Annotated in this window: 18 protein-coding genes and 1 pseudogene; 7 read left to right on the top strand and 12 right to left on the bottom strand. The window is 40.6% G+C overall.

Annotated elements, in window-relative coordinates:
• Positions 1–46: 46 nt before the first annotated feature.
• Together cysG and ACZ8ZH_RS03835 are read left to right on the top strand one after the other, a co-directional pair.
• Complete coding sequence (gene cysG / locus ACZ8ZH_RS03830; protein WP_119063169.1) at positions 47–1,423, top strand: siroheme synthase CysG; 1,377 nt, start codon at positions 47–49, stop codon at positions 1,421–1,423.
• A gap of 32 nt (positions 1,424–1,455) precedes the next feature.
• On the top strand, positions 1,456–1,935 hold the full coding sequence (locus ACZ8ZH_RS03835; protein ID WP_119063168.1) for a tRNA (cytidine(34)-2'-O)-methyltransferase: 480 nt from the start codon (positions 1,456–1,458) through the stop codon (positions 1,933–1,935).
• 24 nt (positions 1,936–1,959) lie between these two features.
• Here ACZ8ZH_RS03835 and ACZ8ZH_RS03840 read toward each other — a convergent pair.
• Positions 1,960–2,347, bottom strand: a pseudogene (locus tag ACZ8ZH_RS03840) (winged helix-turn-helix transcriptional regulator).
• Positions 2,348–2,523: 176 nt separating this feature from the next.
• Here ACZ8ZH_RS03840 and ACZ8ZH_RS03845 point away from each other — a divergent pair.
• Together ACZ8ZH_RS03845 and ACZ8ZH_RS03850 are read left to right on the top strand one after the other, a co-directional pair.
• Positions 2,524–3,246, top strand: coding sequence for an SDR family NAD(P)-dependent oxidoreductase (locus tag ACZ8ZH_RS03845; protein WP_228199388.1), 723 nt, complete (start codon positions 2,524–2,526; stop codon positions 3,244–3,246).
• 95 nt (positions 3,247–3,341) lie between these two features.
• Complete coding sequence (locus tag ACZ8ZH_RS03850; protein ID WP_119063166.1) at positions 3,342–3,896, top strand: flavodoxin family protein; 555 nt, start codon at positions 3,342–3,344, stop codon at positions 3,894–3,896.
• Between the two features lie 66 nt (positions 3,897–3,962).
• Here the strand turns inward: ACZ8ZH_RS03850 and ACZ8ZH_RS03855 are convergent, their stop codons facing one another.
• From ACZ8ZH_RS03855 to rpoD, 6 genes are all read right to left on the bottom strand, one after another.
• Positions 3,963–5,357: an APC family permease gene (locus ACZ8ZH_RS03855; RefSeq protein ID WP_119063165.1), complete on the bottom strand. Its 1,395-nt coding sequence runs from the start codon at positions 5,355–5,357 to the stop codon at positions 3,963–3,965.
• A 264-nt stretch (positions 5,358–5,621) separates the two neighbouring features.
• A complete protein-coding gene (locus ACZ8ZH_RS03860) occupies positions 5,622–6,806 on the bottom strand; it encodes an iron-containing alcohol dehydrogenase (RefSeq protein ID WP_119063164.1) in 1,185 nt (394 codons plus the stop codon).
• 1 nt (position 6,807) lies between these two features.
• Entirely contained in the window at positions 6,808–7,287 is a 480-nt protein-coding gene (locus ACZ8ZH_RS03865; RefSeq protein ID WP_395579804.1) for a hypothetical protein, read from the bottom strand.
• Positions 7,288–7,416: 129 nt separating this feature from the next.
• Positions 7,417–8,079 (bottom strand): lipoyl(octanoyl) transferase LipB, encoded by a 663-nt coding sequence (gene lipB, locus ACZ8ZH_RS03870; RefSeq protein ID WP_119063163.1) that lies wholly within the window; start codon positions 8,077–8,079, stop codon positions 7,417–7,419.
• A gap of 161 nt (positions 8,080–8,240) precedes the next feature.
• Positions 8,241–8,528: a YbeD family protein gene (locus ACZ8ZH_RS03875; protein WP_086208112.1), complete on the bottom strand. Its 288-nt coding sequence runs from the start codon at positions 8,526–8,528 to the stop codon at positions 8,241–8,243.
• A gap of 125 nt (positions 8,529–8,653) precedes the next feature.
• Positions 8,654–10,540 carry an RNA polymerase sigma factor RpoD gene (rpoD, locus tag ACZ8ZH_RS03880; RefSeq protein ID WP_086208111.1) on the bottom strand — a complete coding sequence of 629 codons (1,887 nt, stop codon included), beginning with the start codon at positions 10,538–10,540 and terminating at the stop codon, positions 8,654–8,656.
• 434 nt (positions 10,541–10,974) lie between these two features.
• Between rpoD and ACZ8ZH_RS03885 the strand changes: the two genes are divergently transcribed.
• Together ACZ8ZH_RS03885 and ACZ8ZH_RS03890 are read left to right on the top strand one after the other, a co-directional pair.
• Entirely contained in the window at positions 10,975–11,184 is a 210-nt protein-coding gene (locus ACZ8ZH_RS03885) for a PA3496 family putative envelope integrity protein (protein WP_004982817.1), read from the top strand.
• 70 nt (positions 11,185–11,254) lie between these two features.
• Positions 11,255–11,779 (top strand): YecA/YgfB family protein, encoded by a 525-nt coding sequence (locus tag ACZ8ZH_RS03890; RefSeq protein WP_086208110.1) that lies wholly within the window; start codon positions 11,255–11,257, stop codon positions 11,777–11,779.
• Between the two features lie 49 nt (positions 11,780–11,828).
• Here the strand turns inward: ACZ8ZH_RS03890 and ACZ8ZH_RS03895 are convergent, their stop codons facing one another.
• Positions 11,829–12,710 (bottom strand): LysR family transcriptional regulator, encoded by an 882-nt coding sequence (locus tag ACZ8ZH_RS03895; RefSeq protein WP_119063162.1) that lies wholly within the window; start codon positions 12,708–12,710, stop codon positions 11,829–11,831.
• A 92-nt stretch (positions 12,711–12,802) separates the two neighbouring features.
• Between ACZ8ZH_RS03895 and ACZ8ZH_RS03900 the strand changes: the two genes are divergently transcribed.
• A complete protein-coding gene (locus tag ACZ8ZH_RS03900) occupies positions 12,803–13,027 on the top strand; it encodes a DUF2798 domain-containing protein (protein ID WP_119063161.1) in 225 nt (74 codons plus the stop codon).
• A 55-nt stretch (positions 13,028–13,082) separates the two neighbouring features.
• On the opposite strand, the gene ACZ8ZH_RS03905 is transcribed toward ACZ8ZH_RS03900, so the two are convergent.
• The 4 genes from ACZ8ZH_RS03905 to trhO form a co-directional block, all read right to left on the bottom strand.
• Complete coding sequence (locus tag ACZ8ZH_RS03905; RefSeq protein ID WP_086208107.1) at positions 13,083–13,499, bottom strand: ABZJ_00895 family protein; 417 nt, start codon at positions 13,497–13,499, stop codon at positions 13,083–13,085.
• A 22-nt stretch (positions 13,500–13,521) separates the two neighbouring features.
• Positions 13,522–14,136 carry a DedA family protein gene (locus ACZ8ZH_RS03910; RefSeq protein ID WP_119063160.1) on the bottom strand — a complete coding sequence of 205 codons (615 nt, stop codon included), beginning with the start codon at positions 14,134–14,136 and terminating at the stop codon, positions 13,522–13,524.
• An 80-nt stretch (positions 14,137–14,216) separates the two neighbouring features.
• Positions 14,217–14,516: a hypothetical protein gene (locus tag ACZ8ZH_RS03915; RefSeq protein ID WP_086208105.1), complete on the bottom strand. Its 300-nt coding sequence runs from the start codon at positions 14,514–14,516 to the stop codon at positions 14,217–14,219.
• 209 nt (positions 14,517–14,725) lie between these two features.
• Positions 14,726–15,658, bottom strand: coding sequence for an oxygen-dependent tRNA uridine(34) hydroxylase TrhO (gene trhO, locus ACZ8ZH_RS03920; RefSeq protein ID WP_119063159.1), 933 nt, complete (start codon positions 15,656–15,658; stop codon positions 14,726–14,728).
• Between the last annotated feature and the right edge of the window lie 40 nt (positions 15,659–15,698).

Below are 15,698 nucleotides of genomic sequence, written 5' to 3' on the forward strand. Positions count from 1 at the left end.
CAATAATTGCTTTAAGACAGTCAGATAAAACTCATTGAGGTCGTGTGTGGATATTTTTCCAATCTCTTTAAAGTTGCAGCAGCAACCTTGTCTGATTGTCGGTGGTGGGCATATTGCTTACCGTAAGGCAGTGTTGTTACATAAAGCAGGCGCGGTGATTCATATCATCGCTCCTGATATTGATGCAAATTTATTGCAACTGGTTGAAGAAAGCCAAGGGCAATATATCCAAGCGCTATATCCTGCGCAGATTCAACTCAATGACTATCGTTTAGTGATTGCTGCAACAGATGATTATGCGGTGAATACTCAAGTCTTTGAGGACTGTGAAGCGCTAAAAATACTGGTCAACAGTGTTGATGATCCACCGCATTGTCGTTTTATGGTTCCAGCCATTGTCGATCGTTCCCCTTTGGTGATTTCAGTTGCCAGCAATGGGACATCTCCTGTTTTATCTCGCCAAATTCGTACCCAGCTTGAAACCAGTATTCCACATGGGATGGGCAAGTTGGCTGAGTTTTCAGGAAAATGGCGTGCAGCGGTGAAAGCGAAAATTTCCAGTCCTGATGAGCGCCGTGTTTTTTGGGAAGACTTATATGCAAGTCCGCTGAAAGAACAGGTTTTTCATGACAACCTTGCTGAAGCAGACCGTTTAATCGAACAAGCGTTGGCAGAGTGGAAAACACCAAAAGGTGAGGTGTATTTGGTGGGTGCAGGTCCTGGCGATCCTGAGCTGCTGACCCTCAAGGCTTTGCGTTTGATGCAACAAGCTGATGTGGTGATCTATGATCGTTTGGTTTCCCCTGCGATTATGGAACTTTGCCGCCGTGATGCAACCAAGATTTATGTGGGTAAAGCGCGATCTAACCATGCTGTGCCACAAGAAGGTATCAATGCCTTGTTGGTGGAATATGCTTCGAAAGGTCAGCGTGTTTGTCGTTTAAAAGGTGGTGATCCATTTATTTTTGGGCGTGGTGGCGAAGAAATTCAAGAACTTTTTGCCTCGGGTGTACCATTTCAAGTGGTTCCAGGGATTACCGCAGCTTCAGGCTGTTCCGCTTATGCAGGCATTCCACTTACCCATCGTGATTATGCACAAAGCGTACGTTTCCTTACGGGGCACTTAAAAGAGGGTTCACCTGAATTACCGTGGGATGAGTTGGTTTATCAAAATCAAACACTTGTATTGTACATGGGCTTGGTTGGTTTAGAAAAAATTTGTGAAAAACTGATTGCGCATGGTCAACGCCAAGACATGCCAGTTGCGTTGATCTCGAAAGGAACAACGCCTGAGCAAAAAGTCGTAGTAGGTACTTTGGCCGATATTGCATCTAAAGTTGAAGAGCATCATATTCAAGCACCTACATTGACCATCATTGGCGATGTAGTGAGTTTGCGTGAACAATTACAATGGCAAGATTAACTTTTGCCAAATTGAAAAAGTAGAGAAAAGCTGTGATCCATGTTGTTTTATACGAGCCTGAAATTCCTGCAAACACAGGAAATATCATTCGTTTATGTGCTAATACTGGAGCGCAGCTACATTTGGTAAAACCATTGGGCTTTGAACTAGATGATAAAAAGCTCAAACGTGCGGGTTTGGACTATCACGAGTGGGCACGCATGCAAATTTGGGAAACATTCGATGAGTGTTTAGCAAATTTGGCAGAAAAGGGGGTTGATCTAAATGCGATTTATCCTTTAACCACTAAAGGAACAGAAACACCGCATACTTCGGATTTGAATCGACCCGTGGCTTTACTCATGGGGCCTGAGACGCGTGGTCTGCCTGAACAGGTTCGTATGTTATTTCCACGAGAGCATTGGATTCGTCTACCTATGGCTGAAAACTCGCGCAGTTTGAACTTATCCAATGCGACAGCTGTAATTGTTTATGAAGCATGGCGTCAGCAGGGTTTTAAGCCTTTAGCCTAATCAAATGGCTGTGACAGAGCCTGCTTAAGCAGGCTCTGTTTTTTCTAGCTTTTGATCGAATCCCGCTCTGGATTTTAAAACTTTAAGCATATTGGCTTCGACCCAATCTTTCATTTGATAGGCATTTTGAGCAAAGTCTTTGCCAATCTCAGTTAAGGCATACTCCACTCGTATCACGTTATCTTCATGAATGGTTCGCGTCAGAAAACCATCGCGCTCTAATATCTTCAACTTTTGCGAAAGCACTTTAGGTGAAATACCTAAAACGTTTTTCTTGAGCTCATTAAAGTGCTGCGATTCTTGATCCAACGTATATACAATCAATAAAATCCACTTGTCTGCAAATTTTTCAAAAAAAAAGACGAGCAGGGCAGTCTGGATGAAAAATATTAAATTTCATGGGTTTATTCATCTGTAAATATGTTCCTTTTATGTTCTATCTTCATCTGAAACAGTGAATTTGACCAGTTACCAAGTGGTAACTAATTGATACTAGGTTTCATAAGTGTATCATGAATACAGACTTAATGCAGCGTTGTCATTAGACGATGCTTTCGCAAGATACTGGCTAATTGGATGGATCATAGGATGAATGTTTCAGAGGCGGTTGTTTTTATTACGGGTGGAAATCGTGGCTTGGGACTAGCCATCGCTCGGGAAGCTCGTCGTCAGGGCGCTAAAAAAATTTATGTAGGGATGCGTCAGATCGGTAGTTTTCACGAAGAAGGGTTAATCCCGATTCAAGTGGATGTGAATGATGAAGGATCTATACAGCAGGCTGCCGAACAATGTGCAGATACCACGATTCTTGTGAATAATGCAGGCATTGCACTTTTGAATGAGCATCCTGTTGACGCCAATATCATTACAACTACGCAAAAGATTTTGGAAACTAATTTATTGGGTTTGATGCGAGTGACCCAAATTTTTGCTCCAATCTTGCAAAAGAGCCAACAGGCTTATGTGGTCAACATTCTCTCAGATGTGTCATGGGAGCCAAGCACTGTTTTGACTAGTTATGCTATTTCCAAAGCAGCAGCATGGTCCTATACCAACTCAAGTCGCCAGTGGTTGTCTCAATTTAATATTCAGGTGATGGGCGTACATGTGGGTTTTATTGATACCGATCTGACTCGTTCATTACCTATTCCGAAGATTGCACCGGAAACAGTGGCTCAAGAAATTTTCCACGGCATCCAGCAAAATGCTTATGAGGTTTTAGTTGGAGAAAAGACTCAACAGCTTAAACAAGGTTTAAGTGCTGAAGTGGCAAGTTATGTGAAACTTAAGCCTGATCAGGCAAGCGTTTAAAATATTACATATGATTTATTTTTAATGGTTTACATGGTGCGATGTCACAATTGATTGGCCCATGCAAATGATGTGATTTAAAAGAGGAAACTAAAATGTCGAAAATTTCTGTTGTTTATTTTTCAGGTTATGGTCATACCAAAGTGATTGCTCAAACGTTTGCGCAAGAAATTGGTGCAAATCTGGTAGAGATTGATCCAAATGGAGACATTCAGGAGCAAGATTGGCTGACACTGGATCAATCTGATGCAATTGTATTTGGTGCACCGACTTATATGGGCACTGCACCGTGGCAGTTTAAAAAGTTTGCTGATGCATCTTCAAAGAAATGGTTTACCCGCTCATGGCAAGATAAGATTTTTGGTGGATTTACCAATAGTGCAAGCCTTAATGGGGATAAGCAAGTGACCTTAATCCAATTGCAAACACTTGCGTCGCAGCATGGTGGTATTTGGGTGAGCTTGGGTTTATTGCCAGCCAACAGCAAAGCTGCAACCCGTCAAGATGTGAATAACTTGGGTGGTTCTGTAGGCTTATTGCTGCAAACGCCTTCAGATGCAAGTGTGGATGAGATCCCAACAGGAGATTTAGAGACTGCAAAAGTTTATGCACAACGCATTGCCAAAATTACTCAACAATTTAAGGGTTAGTTTTTTAGCTATATCCTTAAAAAAGAAAAAGACGCACTTGGCGTCTTTTTCTTTTTGAATGAGAGATTATGGATGATCATCAAATTCATTATGTTGTGGTGCTGGTTGCTTAAAGCCTTTGGTTTTATAACCTAAGTATAAAATACCAAACATTGCCCACCACAAACCGAATTTCAATGCAGTTTCTTCAATCTCTAACCACATGGCAAAGATACTGAGGAATCCACACATTGGAATGACCACAAAGCTCAAGATATCTTTAATATTCTTTGTGCGACCATCACGCAGAGCATAACGCGAAATAACGGATAAGTTTACAAAGGTAAATGCCGTTAAAGCCCCGAAACTGATCATCGAAATGACGATGTCCAAGTCCATGAAGCCCGCGGTTAATGCCACAGCACCTACAATGAGAATGTTATAAGATGGTGTGAAGCTTTTCGGACTAATATGACCAAAAATCTTCTTGTTAATCACGCCATCACGGCCCATTACATACATTAAACGTGAAACGCCTGCATGTGCCGAAATACCTGATGCCATAACAGTCACAATTGCGAAGTACAACACCACCGTTTTAAACGCCACGCCACCAACGGCTTGTAAAATGTCAGGCTGTGTTGCAGCAACATCTTCAAAGTACGTCTTAGGATCGTTCGGGAAGTAAATCTGCATGAAGTAGGTGCTGATAATAAAGATCACACCTGCAAAGAGTGCTGTTAAGAAAATCGCTTTAGGTAAAGTTTTCTCGGTATCTTTTGTTTCTTCTGCAAGTGAGCTAAGTGAGTCGAAACCAGTGAATGAGAAGCACAGTAAAGTCGCACCAGTAATTAGGGGACCCAGTGTAGTAAGTTCATTCCAAAATGGCTCTAAGCTCCATAACTGATATTTCGCATTGACCAAAGTACCATCAGCATTGACGCCATTTGCAAGTAAGCTGTAAACCATCCAGGTAAAGTATGCGATAACTGCTAACTGTACCAAAACGATTAAGCCATTAAAGTTTGCAACGAAGCGTGCACCGCGTAAGTTGACCGCCGTCATAAATGCAGTTAAGCCTACTACCCAAACCCAATGGTTTACATCAGGGAATAAGGCTTCTAGGTAAATCACAGCAAGAATGATGTTGACCATTGGAGACAATAAATAGTCTAACCATGATGACCAACCCACCATAAATCCAACATTTGGATGGATGGATTTTTGTGCATAGGTGTAGGCTGAACCCGAGGAAGGGTAGCGACGAATCATGTGACCATAACTGATCGACGTGAATAAAATTGCGATTAAAGCAATGATGTATGACGTCGGCACATGATAATGACTTTCTTCTGATACTAAACCGAAAGTATCAAATAATGTCATTGGTTGAATATAAGCTAAACCAATAATAATGATGTGCCAGAGACCTAGCGTTTTTTGCAGTTTAGCTGCCGATTGAGTCCCAGAAATATTAGTCAACGGCGTTATCCTCTTTATCGTTGATCAAGGATCAGTCATGTTTATAAGGATCGTTTGAGACGAACGATCCCCCCTATGTTTAATTTCAAAAGTGCGCCAATCTACATTAATTTGGCATCTTTTGTCAGTAACTTTTTCAGATTTTTTAGCAGTTTTTATGCCAATAAGTCTATGCATAGCATTATTCCTTATGGCAAATAAAAGCCCGATGTTTAAAAAAGCATCAGGCTAAGATTGTCGCTATATTGGCTGATTTTATGCCAATTACCAAGCTTTTTCTAAAATTGCTTTTAAATCTTTTAAGCTGGCTTCTTTCGGGTTGTAAATAATTGAACCATCGTTGAGGGCTTTTTCTGCGACCTCATCGAGTTGTTCTAAGGTCACTTTTCCTGTTTCACTCAACGTACGCGGTAATTTGGTTAATGTGAATAAGCGATCACGCATCGTGAGTAATGTACTAATGGCTTTGTCTGCACGTAAGTGAGCAGGAGTCTGCGCATAGATATCTGGCCCTGCAAGCGGTAATAGGAGGTCTGCAATCTTGTCTCCATTCACTTCTTTATTAAACTCAAGCACATAAGGAAGGAACAGGTTCATGCATAGTCCATGCGGTAAGTGGGCAACTGCACCTAAAGCATGGCCTAGAGAGTGAACGAGACCGACCATTGAGTTTGAAAATGCAATACCTGCCATAGTGGAGGCTTGAGCCAATTCTAAGCGACCGTTCGCGTCGCTTGGATTATCCAGTACATTAAACAAATGATTGCTGACTTTTTTAATTGCAGCCGTAGCATAGGCATCTGAAATCGGATTATGTGCCATGCAAGTATAGGCTTCGACAGCATGGGTCATGGCATCCATTGCGGTCATCGCGGTTAGGTGCGGTGGCAAGGTTTGGGTCATGCGTGGATCAAGAATCGCAGCATGTGGCATTAAATAGTACGATGCGAAAGGTAGTTTGACATTTTTCTCTGGATCAGACACCACCGCGACCATGGTAACTTCAGAACCTGTGCCTGACGTGGTTGGAATCACAAAAAAGGGGTTAAGTGGCTTAGGTAAGTTGTGTGCCCCAGAGTATTTGAGTAAATCATCGCCACCTTCAGACACCAAAATATTGGTGGCTTTAGAGGTATCAATCACTGAACCCCCACCGACAGCAATAATGGCATCACACTGGTGTTCACGGTATAAATTGGCCGCTTTACGTACTGTCTCTAAGCTTGAATCAGGCGGAACATCATCAAAAATTGCGCCAATCACTGCATCGGTAGATTCAAAAGCTGCTTCAATCGGTGCAAGTAAATTGTTGGCACGTACGCCTTTGTCAGTAATGATTAAAGGTCGGGTTGCCCCTAATGTTGCCAGTTCAAACGGAATGTGTTCCAAAGCAGCATGACCAGCGATCACTTTTACAGGACAAAAAAATTCGTAATAAGGCTTCGCCATGTTATGCACTCCGTTTTAAATATGATTGGGCTACTTTGAGGTAAATATTTGCAGCGCCTGTGAGTTTTTCTTTTAAGCTCAGTTCTGTTGGGTATTCTTTGACTGCAAGTTCTGCAACCATTTTTGGTAAAATCAAGGATTCCATTTTATTTAGACAGCGGACGAGGCGAATTGCATAAGAAATATCGCCATCTGCGATCATACGATCATGGGCAAATGCTTGTGCTGTACTTTCTTGAAATGAAAATACTAAAAAGGCATGACTTAAATGTTTAAACGTAATCGTTAAATCTGCTTTTAGACTGCCAGGTGTCAGCAGTTCAAGTTGATGGTCTTCGGTCACTTTGGCTAAAAAAGCAGGCCCATTTGGAAAAACATTCATAGATAGAGTGAAATTGGCTGGAAATTTTGCAACTTCTTGCTGAATTTCACTATCGACTTGGCTGGCCATGACCAATCCTCGGCCAATCACATCCATCATAAGTTTGACATAGGTTAATTGCAGAGCGGGTTTCACTGAATTGAGGTTAATCACTCGCTGTCCTTTCTAAAAATAATTATTAGTTTAGAGTAAATACTCTAATTTATTTTTCCATGAAAAGCAAAGCCTTTATACATGCTGTACTTGAACATCTTTAAAGTAACCGCTGTGCTTTAAAGTTTCAATAATATCGGCACATAAGTTTTCAAAACGTGGGTAGTCGGTTTTGAGATCTGAGATACGCACCATTTCCAAACCTGCATAACCACATGGATTGATGGTCTGAAATCCGAACAAATCGCAGTCAATATTTAAGGATAAACCGTGATAACTACGGCCTTTACGTATTTTAAAACCTAGTGAGCCAATTTTACGTCCATCAACGTAGACGCCAGGTGCATCAGCTTTGGCGTAGGCTTCAATTTCATATTTTTTGAGTAACTCAATCATTAAGTTTTCAGCATAAGATACTAAAGTACGGACGTTCCAGCCAAGACGGTTGAGGTCAAACATAAAATAGGCAACCAATTGACCGGGACCATGCCATGTCACTTGACCACCACGGTCGGATTGAACAACAGGGATATTGCTGTTCATCAAAATATGTTCAGGTTTTCCTGCTTGACCTTGGGTGAGAACATCATGATGTTGCAGTATCCAAAGTTCATCAGGCGTATCCACATCACGTTGTTCAGTCAATGTCTTCATTTCAACAAAGCGGTCAGCATAGGGAGTTAGGCCATCAAACTGACGAATAATGAGTTGTGGTTTGAGAACGACATCTGACGACACGGCACTTGCGTCCTTATAAAACAAAAAGTATGGGTTAAATTATAAAGAAAAGATCAATAGTGTAGGGGGATTTCTTTAGTGAATAAGTTGAATTCTTGAGATTAAAATATAGGTACAAAAAAACACGCTCGTAAGCGTGTCTCATTGATACATCATTTGAATTACAGTGCAGTCTTAATTAACGGACAAGCTGCAAGATCTGCATATAACTGATGCACTTGTTCTAACTCTTCAAAACGCAATTGTGCAGTCAAAGAGTGATATTTACCTGTACGTGATGGCTGAGTTTGAACCGATTCAGCATCAAACTCTGGAAAATGTTTTACTAAAATTTCAACTACAGCAACACGTAAGTCATCGCCAGCAAGGCCAATGAGTTTAATTGGGTAGTCCATAGGAAATACCCAAAGATGTTCTTGTAATTCACGAGATGGTGTGCGGTCTAACATAGTCATGAGCGTCAGTCCCCCTTTTATTTCAAACGCCTGCGAAAGTGCAGGCGTTAGGTGTTGCGCTTAAAGACTTAAATGGAGACAATTGATAAAATTTCAAGTCTCCATCGCGTCTATATAAATTAGTCGTTTTCCAAGAATGAACGTAAGTGTTCTGAGCGAGAAGGGTGACGAAGCTTACGTAATGCTTTCGCTTCAATCTGACGGATACGCTCACGCGTTACATCAAACTGTTTACCTACTTCTTCTAAAGTATGGTCGGTTGGCATGTCGATACCAAAACGCATTTTTAGAACTTTCGCTTCGCGTTCAGTCAAGTTTTCAAGCACTTCACGTGTCGCTTCTTTTAAGCCTTCAGACGTTGCAGCATCGACAGGTGAAGTGATGTTTGAGTCCTCAATGAAGTCACCCAAATGCGAATCTTCATCATCGCCAATCGGTGTTTCCATCGAAATTGGTTCTTTGGCAATTTTCAGCACTTTACGCACTTTAACTTCGTCCATTTCCAGACGTTCACCGAGTTCTTCAGGTGTTGGTTCACGGCCCATTTCTTGTAGAAGTTGGCGTGATACACGGTTGATCTTGTTAATGGTTTCGATCATGTGTACTGGAATACGAATGGTACGCGCTTGGTCGGCAATCGAACGAGTAATGGCCTGACGAATCCACCACGTTGCATAAGTCGAGAACTTATAACCACGACGGTATTCAAACTTGTCTACCGCTTTCATCAAACCGATGTTACCTTCTTGGATCAAGTCCAAGAATTGTAAGCCACGGTTGGTATATTTTTTCGCAATCGAAATTACCAAACGTAAGTTCGCTTCTACCATTTCTTTTTTCGCGCGGCGTGCTTTTGCTTCGCCTACAGCCATACGTTTTGAAATGTCTTTGATGCCTTTAACATCAAGGCCCAAATCTTTTTCAATGTCTGCAATTTTTTGTTGGAACGCTAAAACATCTGGACGTACTTTTTCAAGATAGCCTTTTTGATCTGGTGACGCTTTCGCAATTTGTTCATCCAACCAAGCAAAGTTTGATTCTTGACCTGGGAAAGAGGTGCGGAATTGCGTGCGATCCATACGACCACGGCGAACTGCATAGCGCATTACTTCACGTTCAGAGGTGCGAATTTGTTCATGCGTACCACGAATCATTTCTGAAATGATGTCAAATAAACGAGGTGTAAATTTGAACATCATAAACACAGTTGCTAGTGCTTCTAATGCATCTTCAGCTGGTTTGCTTGAACGACCGTGCTTTTCGATTACCGCTTGGGTATTTTTCCAAGCGGCTGCCAATTCGTCAAAACGAACTTTTGCAATTTCAGGATCTGGACCAGACTCGCCTTCAGAATCATCATCACCTTCAGACTCTTCTTCTTCCTCGTCATCATCCAGTTTCACATCTTTGGTTGATTTGCTCGAAGACTCTTCTTCGTCATCAATCTCAGATTCTTCTTCGAGGACTTCTGGAATGTCTTCATCTGTTTCTGGATCTAAATAACCAGAAAGGATGTCTGCAAGGCGACGTTCGCCTGCTTCATAATCTTTGTATTCTTGTAATACCACTTCAACCGCATTCGGCCAGTAAGCAATCGAATGAAGAACGTCGCGAATGCCTTCTTCAATACGTTTAGCAATGCTGATTTCGCCTTCACGCGTTAACAGTTCAACTGTACCCATTTCACGCATATACATGCGGACTGGATCTGTAGTACGACCAGGTTCATTTTCTACAGAAGCGAGAACAGCTGCGGCTTCTTCTTCAGCAACTTCATCGGCAGCTTCATTACCACCTTCAAACATTGCATCGTCAGATTCAGGTGCACGCTCATGCACAGGAATACCCACGTCTTGAAGCATTTGAATAATGTCTTCAATCTGTTCGCTTTCAGTAATCGAGTCTGGGAGATGATCGTTAACCTCAGCGTAAGTTAGGTAACCTTGCTCTTTGCCTCGGCTAATCAGAGCCGCTACTTGCGAAGTAGGGGAAGTCATATCGCTCATCTTTGCTTACTCTTCGTTGAATCTGTGGCAGTGGAAAACCGTGCATTTTAGCACAATTTGCTTCATAAATTTAGCTGTCAATAGCTGTCTATTTCATCAGGATAATTCAGCAAAAGTGCGACCTGATAAAATATTAAAATATAAATTCAGTAATTTAGATGGGGGTGAAATTGTTGTTTTCAAGTTCATCCCTCACGCGCTTAAGTTTAAAACCCAAATATGAAATAAAGGATATTTGGCGTTTATTCGACACAAACAAGCCGTAAAACTAAACAGACGCAAGGTGGATTATATCATGCCATAAAAATTGCTTAAAAATAAAGAGCAAAAATCGAATTAATTGCCCTAAATGCAAATAAAACTTGACAAGGTTCTGTAACCCATATAAATAGCGCCTAAGACCCTTCACATTTTTTCACTATGAGGTAGTTTTAGTGTCTTCTACAGATTTTGAACTAGATGATAACTACGCTGATGATGATGTTAATTTTGATGAGTCATCAAGTAAAATTAGTGCGAAAGAATCATTAGAAAAACGTCGCCTGATTGATGACCTTCTTGCACAGCGCCGTTTGGAACGTGAGCTTAAAGATTTTGATTACGACATCGACGATGACGACGATTTTGACGACGAAGAAGACTAAAATCAGATGTAGCATCGTGTCTGAAAATGCTATGCTAATGCCCTAATCAGTTTCTGAATTTGGATTTGAAATGAGTGCTTTAGATTTAGACTTATTGAGTGAATATCTAGATGGTGACCAAAATGAGTATGGTCTAGATTTTGCAGCGACTCATGGTTTTTTGTGTGCAATTGCAGTTGGTCCTACTTTTGCAAAATGGTTGGATGAACTTTTTGATAATAATCAAAAGAAAGTGCCTGCCGAAATCATCGTGCAAGTGAAAGCTTGGCTTGAGTCTATTCGTCAAAACCTTGCCAATGAAGAGGGAATTGAGTTTCCTTTTGAAATTGAAGAAGCAGATGTAGAATCAAGCTTGGGCGACTGGAGCGTTGGTTTTGTTGATGCAATGTTTTTAAACGAAGATGCTTGGTTTACGCCTGAGTTTGAAGAACAGCTGGTCGATCTTACCTTACCAATTATGGTGTTTAGTGGGATTGATGAAGAAGACCCGCAGATGGAAACCTTCCGTCGTAACGGTCAGTTAATGGATGAACTTGCAGAAGAAATTCCAGAGAACTTAAATGAACTTTATTTGATGTATCACACACCAAATTAAGCTAAACATTTATTTTATATTTAACTCGGGTAGCGAGCGCTTTGTTGTGCTATCCGAGATTAGCCATGTATGCAACCAAGTCCTCCACAACCACGCGAACACGCGTTGGTAGTAATTTTTGTGATGGCCATATTGCATAAATATCACGAACAGGTGTTTGCCACTCAGGTAACACTTTTATCAAACGTCCCGACAGTATTTCCGCTTTACATACATTTTCTGGTAAATAGCACAAGCCTAAGTCATGTAAGGCTAAATCTGTACAAATCTGCATTTCATTTGTAATCTGCGCTCTAAAATTTTCTAATTTGAACTCTATTTGTTCATGATTACGTTGTAATTTTATAGTGGATAATGGTTGCGCGATGATCCAGCTATGATTTTTTAAATCGTTCGGATGATAAATATTTGGGGCTTGAGCAAGATATTGCGGTGAGGCCACAATCATCGTTTGAAGACTACAAATATATTTTTGAATATACGAAGTATCTTGCTGTTGACCTATTCGTAAAGCTAAATCTGCCCCCGTACTTAAAAGATGATCCTTTTTGTTGTCTAAACAAATTTCTAAGCGGATATCTGGGTATTTATGTAAAAAACTCGCCCAGAAAGCTTTAAGAATTGTATTGGCGAGATTGATTGGTGCTAATAATTTTACTTGACCAATAGGGTCTAAAATATGATGGCTTAGTTCTTGAGTCGCTTGCTGCAAACTAGAAATAAGGGGTTGGCATCTTTCGTAATAGCTTTGTCCCTCATGGGTAAGTTGAATACCTCGTGTTGTGCGGTGCAGTAGTTTACATCCTAATGTTTTTTCGAGCTGTTGTAGGCGTCGGGTTAATGTTGCTGTTGGAATAGACTGATTTTTAGCGGCTTGACTCAAGCTGCCTGCTGCAACGATAGCAATAAAGAGTGAAAGATCATCAAGCATTTCATTTTTGGAATTAATGTTTTAATTTATAGCGATTCTATCAAATATGAAATTAAGTCACAATTTCTCAGTCGTTGATTGAGGAAAAAAATATGACACTCAGATTTCGCTTGTTTAATACAGCTTTAATGTCAATGCTATTGTCTTTCTTGATGACATTATGGGTGACTTGGCTAAATTTAGGCTTCATTACCGACTTTATCCAACATTGGTTACATGCATGGTTAATGGCTTGGCCTGCTGCTTTCATTTGTGTAATGCTTTTAGCACGGCCTGTATTGTTAATCAGCCAAAAGGTTTTGGGTGTACAAAAGTAGTCTAAAAATGGACATGCTCAAGTTTTATTTCGATAGGTTATGTCCATTATTCAGCCTAATGGTTATGTTTTTGATCATAAAATGTTGCATACCATCCATAAGCAATATGGAAAATAGCACCATGAATCGCGACCATACACAACATCACTACTGCTGTGAGTCCGATACCAGCATTATCGACAGATTTCATAATGGCTTCAGCATTGGGATTCATCACAACTAAGAATAGGACAAAAAAACTGCCAATGATAATGGCAACAGCACTTGAGCCCCACACCAGCTGAATCTTTTCATGATTACTTGGAACGCGTTTTTCTTTTTTAACGAAGTGTCCCACAGTGATCAAAGCACAGGCTACTAAGGTTGGAATTAAGGTAAAACCACCAAGGTTTAAACCAAAGATGAGTACTGTGATTAAGAGTACTAAAGCAATGCTATATACTGCGGCGAAGTGCAGTAAGTAGTGTTTCATGTATTTCCCCAAAAATAAAAAATTAACTGCGAGTTTTGCGTAAATGTTTGCGGTATAGAATCCATGAAATAAGCACAGCAACAATGGTAATAATCACATAACCGACTTTACTAAAAATTTGATGCATCAATGCTTGGTTTTCACCAAAGTAATAACCGACTGTTGCTAAAAATGTTGTCCAGATAATCGTACCGAGTCCACTATAAAACATGAACTTCCAAAAGGGCATACGGCTCATCCCTGCGGGAATACTGATCAGTGAACGTACCGCAGGTATCATCCGACCAAAGAACACAATGCGATGTCCATATTGTTCAAACCAGTCTAAAGATTTTTTGATATCGCTGGATTTAATAAATAAGTATTTTCCATAGCGGTCAACCCATCTAAAGATGCTGTCTTGTTTAAACTGATAACCAACCCAATACAGTAGAGCTGCTGCAAGCAATGAACCGATACATCCTGCAATAATGACCCCAGTTAAAATGAGCTGCCCCTGAGATGCTGAGTAACCTGCAGAGGGCATAATGATCTCGGATGGGATGGGCGGGAAGACATTATCAAGGAACATGAGTAGGGCAATTCCGACATAGCCCAATTGTTCCATGATAGCGATGATCCACTCGGTGAGATTCATAAAACGTGTGAAAAATAAATGCGATAAGTTATCTTAAGGACTTATCGCATGTGGGTAAAGATTTGCAATGTATTGTTTTGCTATTCATCAAAACGCGTATGTGTCAGGGTGTGAATATATACTTTGCGTAAAGTGTAAGCGAATACAATCGGAATGAGAATGAGTAGCCCATAATTGAAGATCGTTGAGTCTAAGTGATAGCCAATCCCAAGTGAGATACTTGAACCAATCAACATGCCCAAAACCACAATAAACAAATGTGTACGTTGTTCAAGCTTGGCCTTAATCTGATTGAAACTGGTATGGTGATATTGTTCAATACGGTTGGCTGCAGCATTACGAATTAGATCGCGATGGCGCGAAAGGATCATTTTATGCATAGCAATTATCCTATGTTTCGTCGTTTAGGAACGTCATTTTTATTGTTATGTGGAGACTTTTAGTACACCACTTTAGGTTATTATTTGTACAGTATGAATTAGATTTATCAGAACGCCATGACAAAATTGTTAAATAATTTTAAAAACGTGAACTATATAAAAAAATAAGCCCTCAAATGAGGGCTTATTTGGATAAAGCGAGCAAATGATCAAAGGCGTTTACGTTTTGCTGCTGCAATTTGTGACTGGCGCATACGGAAGCCTTCTTTTTGTTTTTCAGTGGTTTTATCAATGCAGTATTTGCATGATACGCCGTGTTCATAACTGGTTTCTTCAGCTTCTACTGGAAGAAGTGGCCAACCACAAGCATGGCATTTAATGTTTAGACCTTCTTCGACACCATGTGTGACAGCTGTACGACCATCAAATACGAAACATTCACCTTCCCACATGCTTTCCTCAGCAGGGGTTTCTTCTAAGTACTTTAAGATCCCGCCTTTAAGGTGGTAAACCTCATTGAAACCTTCTTGAAGAAGTAGTGATGTAGATTTTTCACAGCGGATACCGCCTGTACAGAACATCGCAATTTTTTTATCTTTATGCTGTTCTAAGTTTTGTTTTACATAATCAGGGAATTCGCGGAAGGTTTCCGTTTTCGGGTCAATGGCACCTTTGAACGTTCCTGCTTTATATTCATAGTCATTACGGGTATCGACCAAAATGACATCATCGCGCGCAATCAGTTCATTCCACTCTTTCGGATCAAGGTAGTGACCGACTAAATCGCGTGGTTTAACTTCCACACCTAAAGTGACGATTTCTTTTTTAAGTTTGATTTTCATCTTACGAAATGGTTTGTCTGCACTGTCAGACTCTTTGTATTCCATATCGTTGAAACCTTCATTTAGAAGGAATTGATGAATAGTGTTAATCGAAGCACGATTACCAGCAACCGTACCGTTAATACCTTCGCCAGCAACAATCAGAGTACCACATAGGTTGATGGTTTTTACCAAGTCTAAAAGACGTTGTTGCAGATCAGCAGGATCTTGAACTTCTTTGAATTGATAAAGTGCGGCAACAACCCAACCAGTCGTCGCTTGCTGTTCTACAGGTGCAAGCTGTTCTACAGTAGCGTTCATGGAGTACTCCAATGTATTTTGATAGATAATTTTAAGGCCC

This window comes from Acinetobacter sp. SW-226 (genome assembly GCF_055632855.1).

Coding starts and splice junctions, on each gene's coding strand:
- ACZ8ZH_RS03845 (WP_228199388.1), top strand. CDS start 2,524: ATGAATGTTTCAGAGGCGGTTGTTTTTATTACGGGTGGAAATCGTGGC.
- ACZ8ZH_RS03850 (WP_119063166.1), top strand. CDS start 3,342: ATGTCGAAAATTTCTGTTGTTTATTTTTCAGGTTATGGTCATACCAAA.
- ACZ8ZH_RS03860 (WP_119063164.1), bottom strand. CDS start 6,806: ATGGCGAAGCCTTATTACGAATTTTTTTGTCCTGTAAAAGTGATCGCT.
- ACZ8ZH_RS03865 (WP_395579804.1), bottom strand. CDS start 7,287: ATGATGGATGTGATTGGCCGAGGATTGGTCATGGCCAGCCAAGTCGAT.
- ACZ8ZH_RS03875 (WP_086208112.1), bottom strand. CDS start 8,528: ATGTTAGACCGCACACCATCTCGTGAATTACAAGAACATCTTTGGGTA.
- rpoD (WP_086208111.1), bottom strand. CDS start 10,540: ATGAGCGATATGACTTCCCCTACTTCGCAAGTAGCGGCTCTGATTAGC.
- ACZ8ZH_RS03890 (WP_086208110.1), top strand. CDS start 11,255: ATGAGTGCTTTAGATTTAGACTTATTGAGTGAATATCTAGATGGTGAC.
- ACZ8ZH_RS03895 (WP_119063162.1), bottom strand. CDS start 12,710: ATGCTTGATGATCTTTCACTCTTTATTGCTATCGTTGCAGCAGGCAGC.
- ACZ8ZH_RS03900 (WP_119063161.1), top strand. CDS start 12,803: ATGACACTCAGATTTCGCTTGTTTAATACAGCTTTAATGTCAATGCTA.
- ACZ8ZH_RS03905 (WP_086208107.1), bottom strand. CDS start 13,499: ATGAAACACTACTTACTGCACTTCGCCGCAGTATATAGCATTGCTTTA.
- ACZ8ZH_RS03910 (WP_119063160.1), bottom strand. CDS start 14,136: ATGAATCTCACCGAGTGGATCATCGCTATCATGGAACAATTGGGCTAT.
- ACZ8ZH_RS03915 (WP_086208105.1), bottom strand. CDS start 14,516: ATGCATAAAATGATCCTTTCGCGCCATCGCGATCTAATTCGTAATGCT.
- trhO (WP_119063159.1), bottom strand. CDS start 15,658: ATGAACGCTACTGTAGAACAGCTTGCACCTGTAGAACAGCAAGCGACG.